This is a genomic window from Stenotrophomonas sp. STEN021, from assembly GCF_056760175.1.
This window is the reverse complement of record NZ_JBRREH010000001.1, coordinates 1-11,841: the sequence shown is the minus strand read 5'-3', so window position 1 is coordinate 11,841 and position 11,841 is coordinate 1. Positions and strand designations below refer to the sequence as shown.

Genomic DNA, 11,841 nt, shown 5'->3' with positions numbered 1-11,841 from the left:
TCAAGGAACTGCCGCTGCTCACTGCTATCCCTGGCCTTGATTGCGGGCCTCGCACAGGCCCAGGACAGCGGCAGCGGCATCGACCTGCAGTTCGGCAACTGGTTGGACCCCAGCGGCCGGATTGGGTGGGACGGCTGTGATCCCGATGGCAGCAGTTGGCTGAGCGCCGAGCCCAAGCGCACCCCGACAGGCTTTCTGTACGGCTGCGCGCCCAGAATGGCCGATGCCAAGCCGGTCGGCGGCAACGGCTGGAGCTGGTCCGGGCAGGCCGCCATCGGTTACATGCACGTCAATGGCGACAGCCACAACAGCAACTGGCGGCGCTTCCGCGATCCTGACGACGGGCTGATTCTGCAGGCGGACTTCAGCCTGCGCCGCGCAAGCGACGGCAGCTATGCCGATGTGCGCATCAGCCATCTGGATCGGGACAACCAGTACCTGCGTGCGGTATTTGGCCAGGCCGGGCGCTACAAGGTCCAGGCCTTCGCCCGCAGCACGCCAAATGTACTCAGCGGCAACGCACGTTCGATCTGGGATGGCGTGGGCAGCCCCCATTTGACCTTGAAACCCGGCCTCAGTGCTGCCGGCAGCAGCGCCGCGCAGGTGGCCGCGCTGTCTGCAGCACAGCCATTGACCACCTTGAGGGTGGTTCGCGACAAAGTGGGCGTGAGCATCAACTACCTGCTCAACCCGCGCTGGAGCGGCTATGCCAGCCTGAGCCACGAGGAACGCAGCGGCGCAAGACCATTTGGCGGCCCGTTCTTTTTCAACTACCCGTTCCCGGCCAATGGCGGCGTCTATGAGATTCAGCGCCCCATCGATGACAGCACCCTCAATTTCATGGCTGGCTTCCGCTTCGTCGGCAACGTCTGGCGCAGCGATTTCAACTACACCGGCTCGTTCTTCCGCAACGCACACAGCTCCTATGACTACCAGGTGCCCTACGGCCTGTACTCGGTGGCCGGCGCCTACACGCCACCATTGACACAGGGCTCCTTCGCCTACGAGCCGGAAAACGACTACCACCGCCTCGGTGCCACCTTCGGCCGCAAGCTGCCGTCCTGGAACGGCGACTTCTCGGTAAATCTCGCGCTGACCACGATGCACCAGAACGACAAGCTGCTGGCCCCGATGGATTGCCAGGGCCAATTTGGACAGGCGTTGGCCCCACCTTTCATCTACGACTGCGCCAATTGGAATACCACCGATGCCCTGTCACGCAAACGCGCCGGGCTGGCCATCAACAACCAGAAGCTGGATGCGCGGCTGGTATTGATGCCCAACGACGACGTGACCTGGCGCAATACCGCGCGCTACCTGCGAGAGGACTACAGCGGCAGCTATTGGGCTTACAACCCGCTGACGGATCAATACGGCTATATCGCCGAAAACGGCGCGCAGGGCAGCGTGGTGCCTGGCGAAATGGGGGTCTGGGATCGCGGCCCGAATGCCTCGGTACTCACCCGCATCCGCAATCTGCCGCTGGACAAGGAGACCCGCGAGATTTCGACCGGCGCCGATTTCCGCAGCAGCAACAAGAACACCTTCTCGGCCAGCTACACGTATACCGCCATCGAACGCGCTCACCGCGAAGTCGCCACCACCCACGACAACCTGCTCAAGGTCGGCTGGAACAACCGCGCACTGAACTGGCTGAGCTTCCGCGCCAACTATTCCTATCTGGACCGCAGCGGCAGCAAGTACTACTACGACCCATACGAATTCACGTTTTCCAGCGCCCTGCCCGGCTTCGTCGAACCGGCCGGCGGCTTGAGCCCACATACGGTTTCCAACCTGCGCAAATATGACATCGCGTCGCGAACGCAGCAGAAGCTCGACCTGATGGCGACCTTCATCCTGCCACACGACATGACCCTCTATGCCTCACTGCGCGGTGACCGCAATCGCTATGACGCGCAGATTGGCAGGCAGCGCTTTGATACCTATGCCGGCAGCGTGCAATGGGAATGGCAGCCCAACCCCGATACCACTGCCAGCGCCTGGTACGGGCACGATCGTTCCACCCTGGTATTTGCCAACGTCAACGATGCGGTTGGTTCCGATCCAGATCTCGGCGGCCCCACCTATCCTGACGCCAACCGCTGGTGGATGGACGATGCGCAACGCAATCACTATGCCGGGCTGAACTTCACCCGTCGGCTTGGCCGCGCCACCCTGGACCTGGCCTGGAACTGGACCTATTCGCGCGGCAAGACCAGCTACCGGATGAATTCACCAGGCGCCTTGACCACGCCCGCCAATGCGCCATTGACCACCGGCAGCTACCCCGTGATGGTGTACCGCGTCAATTCGGTGACGGCGGGCCTGTCTGTGCCGCTGAACAAACGCATGCGCCTGCGCCTGTTTGATACCTATGAGCGCGGCAATCTGTCGGACTGGCACTACTTCGGTTTTGAAGACACCCTGGTCTACGACCACCGCGTCTATACCGATGGCGGCCCGTCCAGCTACAACGTCAATCTTGTCGGCATGCTGTTCGAGGTGGCCTTATGAAGGCACTGTGGTTGATCGCCGCACTTGCCGCGGCCTTGCAAGCCGATCCGCCCGCCTCGAATGACGCGGCCCAGGCTCCAGCTGTCGCCGGTGACGGGACAACCGCCTCGCCACAACCGCCGCCACGCTATGACCTGCGCACTGCGCGTGCCGCTTCGGGCGACGCGGCCGCCGGCAAGGGCAAATCCGAGGTCTGCTCGGCCTGCCATGGTGGCGACGGCATCGCCATCACGCCGGCGTTTCCAAATCTCGCCGGGCAGAAAGAAGCCTATCTGTACTGGGCGCTGCACGCCTACAAGAGCGGACGCATGCCCGAGTCGCCGATGACCGCAATGGCCGCGCCCTTGGAAGAGCAGGATATCCGCGACCTGTCGGCCTACTACGCAAGCCTTCCGGTACCGGCGCCTTCCGCCGATGCACCGCCTGTCGAACAGGATGCTGCAGTGCTCAGCCAGGGCCAGACGATCTACATGGGCGGCAATCCCAGCAAGGGCATACCGCCTTGCCAGGGCTGTCACGGTGCCGACGGCCGCGGTAACCCCCAAGCCGGTTTCGTTGACCGCAGCGGACGCATGCCCTATGCCGCCTATCCGGCGTTGCGCGGGCAACAGAACGACTACCTGCAAACCCGCCTGCAACAGTTCCACGACGATGGCGTAGACGCCTCCACCAACAGCCGGGTCATGCACGGCATCGGCCAGCGGCTGGATGCGGACAGTATCAAGGCGGTGTCCACCTGGCTTTCATCGCTCAAGCAATAAAACCACCTCGGCCGCACGCTTGTGGCGTGCTCCCCCTGGTCTGTTCAAGAAGCCACCGATAAGGAGTCATCCATGAAGTCCCGTATTTTCCTTGCCCTGCTGCTGATGGGCGGCGCATCCGCCGCGCATGCTGCCGATACCTGCTCTATCAGCCTGGAGGGCAACGATGCGATGAAGTTCAACGCCACCAATATCGACGTGCCCAAGAGCTGCGCCAACTTCACCATCAACCTCAAGCACGCCGGCAAGATGGCCAAGAACATCATGGGCCACAATGTGGTGGTGGCCAAAACCGCCGACATGGCCGGCATCGACAGCGATGGCATGAAGGCCGGGCTGGCGGCGGACTACATCAAGGCCGGCGACAGCCGCGTCATCGCCCATAGCAAGGTGGTCGGCGGTGGCGAAACCACCTCCATCTCGATCCCGGTCGCCCGCCTCACCGCCGCAGCTGCGCCGCTGTCGTTCTTCTGCAGCTTCCCCGGCCACGCGGCGATGATGAAGGGCACGGTAACCCTCAAGTAAGCCATCCGATACCCGCCGGTTTTCTGAAATTGCGGTATCTTGCGCTAGTCTGAAAACAGCAACGGTGGTGCAAGCCGCACCACCCAGCCGGTCGGGCCGCTGATCGCGGTCCGGTCATCGTCTTCCTCAGCGAGCGAGCGGATGTCCAAAGGTTTAGTTGGTTGGTTTCACAAGCTGGGCTCACCGCCTTACTTCGACACCTTCGCCGCCCGTTGGTCCACCTGGTGCTATATCGCCGCGCTGCCACTGTTCGGCTTCGGCCTGTGGCAGGCGCTGGCGGTGGTGCCGGCTGACTACCAGCAGGGCGACAGCTTCCGCATCCTCTATATCCACGTGCCGTCGGCATGGATGAGCCTGTTCGTATTCGGGCTGATGGCGTTCTACAGCGCCATCGCGCTGATCTGGCGGATCAAGCTGTGCGAAATCCTGGCCATGGCCTGCGCGCCCATCGGTGCCGCATTCACCCTGATCACCCTGCTCACCGGCAGCATCTGGGGCAAGCCGATGTGGGGCACCTGGTGGGATTGGGACCCGCGCCTGACCACCGAATTGATCCTGCTGTTCATGTACCTGGGCGTGATGGGACTTTACGGCGCCATCGATGACCGCCGCGCCGCCGCTCGCGCCGCCGGCCTGCTGGCCATCGTCGGCGTGGTGATGTTGCCGATCATTCGCTACTCGGTGGTGTGGTGGAATTCCCTGCACCAGGGCCAGACCATCCGTGTGTTCGGCGAGTCCAGCATGGACAGCAGCATGATCCTGCCACTGTGGATCATGGTGCTGGCTACCAAGTTCTGGTTCGTCGGTTCACTACTGTCACGCGCCCGTGCCGACAACCTGCGCCGCGAAGTCGGCAAGGCCTGGCTGCGCGAGAGGCTGGAGAAATCGGCATGAGTTATTTCAAATACGTGGCGTTGGCCTACGCCGTGTTCTTCATCGTACTGGCCTGGGATTTCATCGTGCCACGCCTGCAGATCCGCCAGCAGTTGCGTGAGGCGCGCGCACGCATCAATCGCGCCAGCCGCAGCGCCGCAGCGCCGATTGATGAGGAACTGAGCCGATGAGCCCGACCCAGCGCCGTCGCCTGTTATGGGTATTGCTGGCGCTGCTGGTGGCCGGCGCCGCCGTTGCCCTGGTCAGCACCGCCCTGCAGCGCAACATCGCCTATCTGTACACACCTGCCGAGGTCATGGCCGGCAAGGTCGCCCCGGACGCACGCTTCCGGCTGGGCGGAATGGTTGCCAAGGGCTCGTTCAAACGCGAACCCGGTGCACTGCTGGCACGTTTCGAGGTCACCGATGGCGACGCGATGCTGCCTGTTACCTATGACCGCATCCTGCCCGACCTGTTCCGCGAAGGTCAGGCAGTGGTCGCCACCGGACGCATGGCCAACGGCGTATTCGTCGCCGAAGACGTGCTGGCCAAGCACGACGAGACCTATATGCCCAAGGAGCTGGCCGACAAGATGGGCGTGGCGCACGACAAGCATCAGGTCCCGGCCGCCACCCCAACCAAGGGAACGCCCTGAGTGCTCGGTGAAATCGGACAGGTAGTACTGATCCTCGCCCTGCTGGCAGCCCTGCTGCAAAGCGTGCTGCCACTTGTCGGTGCACAGCGTGGCATCCCGGCACTCACCGCGATTGCACGCCCGGCAGCAATGCTGCAGCTGACCATGGTGCTGGCTGCCTTCGTGGTGCTGACGATTGCCTTCGTCCGCCAGGATTTCTCGCTGCGCTACGTCGCCGACAACTCCAACTCATTGCTGCCGATGATCTACCGCTATTCGGCCGTGTGGGGCGCGCACGAGGGCTCATTGCTGATGTGGTCCCTGGTGCTGGCCCTGTGGACCGCGGCGGTTGCCGCGTTCTCGCGCCAGCTGCCGCCCGAGGTGATGGCGCGGGTGCTGTCGGTGATGGGGATGATCAGCGTCGGTTTCCTTGCCTTCCTGCTGTTCACCTCCAACCCGTTCGCGCGCCTGCTGCCGGCACCAGGCGAAGGTCACGACCTCAACCCGCTGTTGCAGGACCCGGGACTGATCATCCACCCACCGCTGCTGTATCTGGGCTATGTCGGTTTCGCGGTGCCGTTCGCCTTCGCCATTGCCGCCCTGATCGATGGCCGCATCGACGTGCGCTGGCTGCGCTGGACCCGGCCATGGACCAATGCGGCCTGGGGCTTTTTGACCATCGGCATCGCCTTGGGCAGCTGGTGGGCGTATTACGAGCTGGGCTGGGGCGGCTGGTGGTTCTGGGACCCGGTGGAAAACGCCAGCTTCATGCCATGGCTGGTTGGTGCCGCCCTCCTGCACTCGCAAGCAGCCACTGAAAAGCGCGGCGTGTTTGTTGGCTGGACCCTGTTGTTGGCGATCGCCGCCTTTGCACTGTCCCTGCTCGGCACCTTCCTGGTGCGCTCCGGCGTGCTGACCAGCGTGCACTCGTTTGCCGCTGACCCCTCGCGTGGCCTGTTCATCCTGGTCTTTCTCGCCATCGTGGTCGGCGGTTCACTGCTGCTCTATGCCCTGCGTGCGCCCGGCATCGGCGGCAACAGCGCCGACCCGCGCCGCGCATTTGCGCTCAACTCGCGCGAAAGCCTGCTGCTGGCCAACAACCTGCTGCTCAGTTGCGCCTGCGCCATGGTGCTGCTCGGCACCTTGTATCCGCTGCTGGCCGATGCGCTGGATCTGGGCAAGGTCTCGGTGGGCCCGCCTTACTTCGGCACGCTGTTCGTGCTGTTGATGGCACCGATGATCGTATTGCTGCCGTTTGGCCCGATCAGCCGCTGGCAGCGCGAGCAAGGCCTGCGCACGCTGGCATTGTTGGCACCGTGGGCTGGCCTGGCCATCGTGCTGGGCATCATCGGCTGGTGGATGGCACCGCAGGGCAAGTTCAAGACCGGCATCGGCATTGCTGGTGCTGCATGGGTAGCCGGCGGCAGCGGCTATTACCTGTGGACGCGGCTGCGCAAGAGCGGCCGGCTCAATGCCGAAACCTGGGGAATGCTGATCGCCCACTTCGGCGTGGCCGTATTCCTGGTCGGTGCCCTGCTGGTGGAAGCCCTGCATGTGCAGCATGAAGTGGCGCTGGCACCGGGCAAATCCATCGACGCTGGCGGTTATACGCTACTGTTCGAAGGCGTGGATGCCAGCGATGGGCCGAACTATCACTCCGACCGAGGGCACCTGCAGGTGTTGCGTGGCGACACGCTGATTACCCGGCTGCACCCGGAAAAACGCATGTACGCCAGCGGCGGCCAGCCGATGACCGAAGCCGGCATCCATCCCACCCTGGGTGGCGATATCTACGTGGCGCTGGGAGAATCACTGGGCGATGGCTCCTGGGCCGTGCGCGTACAGATCAAACCTTTTGTCCGCTGGATCTGGCTGGGCGCAGCGCTGATGGCGCTGGGCGGTTTCATCACCGCCGTCGACCGCCGTTTCCGCAGGCTGCCTGAGAAATCGAAATGAATAGTCCCTCGCCCGAATCCAACACCAAGCATCGCCTGCCGCCGGTCGCCATCGTCCTCGGGGCATTGTTCTTCCTCGGTCTGATGGGCTTGATGCTGTACGGCGTCAGCCGCTCCGGCAAACCCGACCGCGACAGCCTGCCCTCGGCACTGATCAACAAGCCCGCCCCCGCCTTCTCCTTGCCGGTGCTGCATGACCCCAGCGTGCATGTCACCGATACGCAGCTGCGTGGCGCCCCCTACCTGCTCAATGTCTGGGGCAGCTGGTGCCCGACCTGCCGCGATGAGCACCCCATCCTCACCCGCTTCGCCGAGACCAAACGCGTGCGCGTGATCGGCTACAACTGGAAGGACGAGCCCAGCGAAGCATTGCGCTGGCTTGAGCAGTTGGGCAACCCCTACATGGTGGTGCTGGCCGACCAGGAAGGTCGCACCGCCCTGGACTGGGGCATTGCCGCCGCACCGGAAACCTTCCTGGTCGATGGCAGCGGCATCGTGCGCTGGAAGTACAGCGGCGCCATTACCCAACAGGTGATGGACGAACAGCTGATTCCGGCACTGGAAAAAGTGGAAGCCGCCGCTGGTGGCAAGCACGGCGCACCGGACCTGGGAGCGGCCCGATGAAAGCCTGGGCTGGTGCGTTGCTGTGGATGTGCCTGGCGTTCGCCGCCAGCGCGCAGCCTGCCGGCGATCCCAGCCCCTTGCAGTATCGCGACCGCGCCGAGGAAGTGCGCTTCCACGCACTCACCGCCGAACTGCGCTGCGTGCAATGCCAGAATCAATCACTGGCAGACTCCAACGCGCAGATCGCCCACGATCTGCGCCGCGAAGTGCTCAAGCTGATGCACGAAGGCCGCAGCGATGCCGAGATCAAGCAATTCCTGGTCGACCGTTACGGCGAGTTCGTGCTGTACCGCCCGCAACTGGAAGCCAGCACCGCCCTGCTCTGGTTCGGTCCCGGCCTGTTGTTGCTCGCCGGCGCGGTGCTGTTGATCGTTCATGTACGGCGGCGTGGCCGCACCGTTCCTGTTGCCAGCAATGACGACGCCAGTCAGGAAGAACGCGAATGGTGAATGCCGGTTTCATGACAGGCGCTGCAGTGCTGGCGGTAGTGGCCACCGGCATCACCTTGTGGCCGCTGTGGCGTGCCGGCAAACGAAGGATCTGGGGCAGCCTGGCTGCGATGGCGCTGGTCGCCACCCTGGGTCTGTACCAGTTGCTGGGAACCCCGGCGGCGATGCAGCCGCAACCTGAGGCTGCCGCCGCGCCGCAGACCATCGAAGAAGGCATCGCCCAGCTGCAGGACGCCTTGAAGCAGAACCCCGAACGCGTTGACGGCTGGGTGCTGTTGGCCCGCTCACAACTGGAGATCGGCAAGGTCGCCGATGCCGCTGCCGCCTATCAGCGCGCCGCACAGCTGGCCCCCGACGAACCCGGCCTGCTGCTCGAAGCCGCGCAGACGCGCGCCCAGGCCGATCCCAAGTTCCTGTTCGACGACACCGCCCAGCAGTGGCTTGCCCGCGCCCGCCAGATCGCACCGGACAACGAGCGGGTGATCTGGCTCACCGGCATCGTGCAGCGCCAGCAAGGCCAGAACGAACAGGCCGCGCAGACCTGGGAAAGCCTGCTCCCCCGATTGGAGCCCGCCGCTGCCAGCGCGCTGCAGGAACAGATCGATGTCGCTCGTGGCAAGACCCCAACCAACGCTCATGGCAGCGCGCCGGCAGCAACAACCGCATCAGCCAACGCCAGCACTGTCACCGTGACGGTAACGTTGGCCCCGGCACTGGCCGCGCGCGCCGCTTCCGGCAAGGAAACCGTGTTCGTCATCGCCCGCATCCCCCGCGGCCCGCCGATGCCGGTGGCCGTCGAACGTCACCCGGCACAGGCAACGCCATTGACCGTCACCCTCGACGACGGCGACAGCCCGATGCCCACCCAGAAACTGTCCGACCTGCAGGAAGTGGAAGTCTTCGCCCGTCTGTCCGCCAGCGGCACCGCCATGCGCGGCGAAGGCGACGTCGAGTCAGTACCGGTCAAGATCAAGCTGCCGACTGACAAGCCGTTGACGATCACCTTGGGTCAATAGCGCCCAACAGGCTTCTTTGTAGGAGCGGCGCAAGCCGCGAAGCAAGCACATCCAGCGGATTGCAGAGATGCCATGTGCTTCAGCAACGTCAGCTTCGCGGCTTACGCCGCTCCTACAACCGGCCCACTCCGGCCGGCACTGACATCACTGCGAGCCTCCCGCGGTCATTCGCGCGCAGCGGCAATCACCACCACATCGCTGCCGCCAGCACGCGCTTCGCGCCCACCAGGCAATACCCAGATAACCACTGGTTATCATCCATGCGAAGATGCGCCCGGCATCCCCGCTAAAATTGGCAGATGACTGAATTCATTCCTGATGGCAGCCGTTTTCACGCGCTGCCCTCGCCGTTCCAGATGAAGCGCGGTGGCAGCTTGATTGGCGCCCATGTCGCCTACGAAACCTGGGGCAGGCTGGCCGCCGATGCCAGCAACGCCATCCTGATCGTCACCGGCCTGTCGCCCGATGCACACGCTGCCAGCAATGCCGACAATCCGGCCACGGGCTGGTGGGAGCCGATGCTCGGCCCCGGCAAACCGATTGACACCAACCGTTGGTTCGTCATCTGCGTGAACTCGCTGGGCAGCTGCAAGGGCTCTACCGGCCCGGCCTCGTTGGACCCCGCCACCGGCAAGACCTACCGGCTGTCCTTCCCCGAGTTGTCGATTGAAGACGTGGCCAACGCCGCCGCCGAAGTCGTGCGCGCACTTGGCATCACCCAGCTGGCCTGCCTGATCGGCAACTCGATGGGCGGCATGACCGCACTGGCGGTGCTGCTGCAGCACCCGGGCATCGCCCGCAGCCACATCAACATCTCCGGCAGCGCCCGCGCCCTGCCGTTCTCGATCGCCATCCGTTCGCTGCAGCGCGAAGCCATCCGTCTCGATCCGGCATGGAACAACGGCGATTACGACGAAGTCCACTACCCGGAGTCGGGCATGCGCATGGCGCGCAAGCTCGGCGTCATCACCTATCGCTCGGCATTGGAATGGGACGGCCGCTTCGGCCGCGTGCGGCTGGACTCTGACCAGACCGACGAAGACCCGTTCGGCCTGGAATTCCAGGTAGAGAGCTATCTGGAAGGCCACGCGCGTCGCTTCGTGCGCAACTTCGACCCGAACTGCTATCTCTACCTCGGTCGATCCATGGACTGGTTCGACCTGGCCGAATACGCCGGTGGTGACGTACTTGCCGGACTGGCCAAGATCCGGGTTGAACGTGCGCTCGCCATTGGCGCCAATACCGACATCCTGTTCCCGGTGGAGCAGCAGCAACAGATCGCTGACGGTTTGCGGGCAGGCGGAGCCGACGCCCAGTTCATCGGCATGGATTCGCCACAAGGCCACGATGCCTTCCTGGTTGACTACGAGCGCTTCGGCCCCGCCGTAGCGCAGTTTCTGCAGGCGCTGCCGACGAGCGTATAGCCAGCACACCGACCTTGAATGCAGGCGGCCGCTGATGGTCACCTGCACTGACTGCAAAGCACGCTTGAGCTTCCGACAACCGGGGGCCAAGCATGCCACGTTTCCTCCTGATTCTATTTTTCTTGCTGGCCAGTTCGCTCAACACGGCGCTCGCTGCCGCGCCACCCTTGATGCTGGCCAGCAGCTGGCAGGACGGGCCGGATGTATCCCTCTATCTGGTCAGCGAGAAACTCGACGGCGTGCGCGCACGCTGGGACGGTCATGCGCTCTGGACCCGCGCCGGCCACCGCATCCCAACGCCGGCATGGTTTACCCAGAATTGGCCCAAGCAGGCGATCGACGGCGAACTATGGATGGCACGCGGCCAGTTCGAAGCCACCAGTGCGCTCATCCGCAGCAGCCCGGCCGACGAGGCGCAGTGGCGCAAACTACGCTTCATGGCCTTCGACCTGCCCAATGCAACCGATGGCTTCGCCCGACGCCACGCACAGCTCAGCCGGATCATCGCCAATCAAGCCAACCCCTACCTGCTTGCCATAGAGCAGCGCCGCCTGCCAGATACCGAGAGTCTGCACCGACACCTGCGCAGCGTCATCCAGGCCGGCGGCGAAGGCCTGATGCTGCATCATCAGGACAATCGCTACAGCGACGGCCGCAGCGCTGGCTTGTTCAAACTCAAACTGTATGACGATGCCGAAGCGCGCGTGATCGGCCATGTCCCTGGCAAGGGCAAGTACGCAGACATGGTCGGCGCGCTGCTGGTGCGTGCCGACAGCGGGGCACAGTTCCGCCTCGGCAGCGGCCTGAGTGATGCGCAGCGTGCCGACCCACCGCCGATCGGCAGCCAGGTGACCTATCGCTACAACGGCCTGACAGTGCATGGGCTACCCCGTTTTCCGCGTTTCCTGCGGGTTCGTGACGAGCCTTGAACGGGCTCGACTCAGCCGTGGTGTTAGGCACAAGAAAATGAACGATGCAGCCCGGCTATTTTTGTGGGAGCGGCGTAAGCCGCGAAGCAGAGGCTTCATCAGATTGCAAAGGTGCCAAGACCTTCAACATTGTCAGC

The 11,841-nt window shown here is 64.0% G+C and carries 12 protein-coding genes; all 12 read left to right on the top strand.

Annotation, left to right across the window (positions count from 1 at the left end):
• Positions 1-36: 36 nt before the first annotated feature.
• A complete protein-coding gene (locus tag ACVOL0_RS00060; protein WP_481547332.1) occupies positions 37-2,514 on the top strand; it encodes an MtrB/PioB family outer membrane beta-barrel protein in 2,478 nt (825 codons plus the stop codon).
• Complete coding sequence (locus ACVOL0_RS00055) at positions 2,511-3,275, top strand: c-type cytochrome (protein WP_481547331.1); 765 nt, start codon at positions 2,511-2,513, stop codon at positions 3,273-3,275. The genes ACVOL0_RS00060 and ACVOL0_RS00055 overlap by 4 nt, the downstream gene beginning before the upstream one ends.
• A 72-nt stretch (positions 3,276-3,347) precedes the next feature.
• Positions 3,348-3,800, top strand: a complete 453-nt coding sequence (azu, locus tag ACVOL0_RS00050) for an azurin (protein ID WP_481547330.1) — start codon at positions 3,348-3,350, stop codon at positions 3,798-3,800.
• Positions 3,801-3,941: 141 nt separating this feature from the next.
• The gene (ccmC, locus tag ACVOL0_RS00045; RefSeq protein ID WP_481547329.1) at positions 3,942-4,694 is read left to right on the top strand and encodes a heme ABC transporter permease CcmC; all 753 of its coding nucleotides are present in this window, start codon (positions 3,942-3,944) and stop codon (positions 4,692-4,694) included.
• Positions 4,691-4,864: a heme exporter protein CcmD gene (gene ccmD / locus ACVOL0_RS00040; RefSeq protein WP_481547328.1), complete on the top strand. Its 174-nt coding sequence runs from the start codon at positions 4,691-4,693 to the stop codon at positions 4,862-4,864. The genes ccmC and ccmD overlap by 4 nt, the downstream gene beginning before the upstream one ends.
• Complete coding sequence (gene ccmE / locus ACVOL0_RS00035; RefSeq protein WP_481547327.1) at positions 4,861-5,328, top strand: cytochrome c maturation protein CcmE; 468 nt, start codon at positions 4,861-4,863, stop codon at positions 5,326-5,328. The genes ccmD and ccmE overlap by 4 nt, the downstream gene beginning before the upstream one ends.
• A complete protein-coding gene (locus ACVOL0_RS00030; protein WP_481547326.1) occupies positions 5,329-7,263 on the top strand; it encodes a heme lyase CcmF/NrfE family subunit in 1,935 nt (644 codons plus the stop codon).
• Entirely contained in the window at positions 7,260-7,886 is a 627-nt protein-coding gene (locus ACVOL0_RS00025) for a DsbE family thiol:disulfide interchange protein (protein WP_481547325.1), read from the top strand. Before ACVOL0_RS00030 ends, ACVOL0_RS00025 begins: the two co-directional genes overlap by 4 nt.
• Positions 7,883-8,335, top strand: a complete 453-nt coding sequence (locus ACVOL0_RS00020) for a cytochrome c-type biogenesis protein (protein ID WP_481547324.1) — start codon at positions 7,883-7,885, stop codon at positions 8,333-8,335. The genes ACVOL0_RS00025 and ACVOL0_RS00020 overlap by 4 nt, the downstream gene beginning before the upstream one ends.
• Complete coding sequence (locus ACVOL0_RS00015; RefSeq protein ID WP_481547323.1) at positions 8,329-9,351, top strand: tetratricopeptide repeat protein; 1,023 nt, start codon at positions 8,329-8,331, stop codon at positions 9,349-9,351. The genes ACVOL0_RS00020 and ACVOL0_RS00015 overlap by 7 nt, the downstream gene beginning before the upstream one ends.
• Positions 9,352-9,650: 299 nt before the next feature.
• Complete coding sequence (metX, locus tag ACVOL0_RS00010; protein WP_481547322.1) at positions 9,651-10,775, top strand: homoserine O-acetyltransferase MetX; 1,125 nt, start codon at positions 9,651-9,653, stop codon at positions 10,773-10,775.
• 92 nt (positions 10,776-10,867) lie between these two features.
• Positions 10,868-11,704 carry a DNA ligase gene (locus ACVOL0_RS00005; protein ID WP_481547321.1) on the top strand — a complete coding sequence of 279 codons (837 nt, stop codon included), beginning with the start codon at positions 10,868-10,870 and terminating at the stop codon, positions 11,702-11,704.
• The last annotated feature ends 137 nt before the right edge of the window (positions 11,705-11,841 follow it).

Excerpts from the sequence above, each read along its gene's own strand:
- ACVOL0_RS00025 (WP_481547325.1), top strand. The coding sequence starts at position 7,260 with ATGAATAGTCCCTCGCCCGAATCCAACACCAAGCATCGCCTGCCGCCG.
- azu (WP_481547330.1), top strand. The coding sequence starts at position 3,348 with ATGAAGTCCCGTATTTTCCTTGCCCTGCTGCTGATGGGCGGCGCATCC.
- ccmD (WP_481547328.1), top strand. The coding sequence starts at position 4,691 with ATGAGTTATTTCAAATACGTGGCGTTGGCCTACGCCGTGTTCTTCATC.
- ccmE (WP_481547327.1), top strand. The coding sequence starts at position 4,861 with ATGAGCCCGACCCAGCGCCGTCGCCTGTTATGGGTATTGCTGGCGCTG.
- metX (WP_481547322.1), top strand. The coding sequence starts at position 9,651 with ATGACTGAATTCATTCCTGATGGCAGCCGTTTTCACGCGCTGCCCTCG.
- ccmC (WP_481547329.1), top strand. The coding sequence starts at position 3,942 with ATGTCCAAAGGTTTAGTTGGTTGGTTTCACAAGCTGGGCTCACCGCCT.
- ACVOL0_RS00005 (WP_481547321.1), top strand. The coding sequence starts at position 10,868 with ATGCCACGTTTCCTCCTGATTCTATTTTTCTTGCTGGCCAGTTCGCTC.
- ACVOL0_RS00020 (WP_481547324.1), top strand. The coding sequence starts at position 7,883 with ATGAAAGCCTGGGCTGGTGCGTTGCTGTGGATGTGCCTGGCGTTCGCC.
- ACVOL0_RS00055 (WP_481547331.1), top strand. The coding sequence starts at position 2,511 with ATGAAGGCACTGTGGTTGATCGCCGCACTTGCCGCGGCCTTGCAAGCC.
- ACVOL0_RS00015 (WP_481547323.1), top strand. The coding sequence starts at position 8,329 with ATGGTGAATGCCGGTTTCATGACAGGCGCTGCAGTGCTGGCGGTAGTG.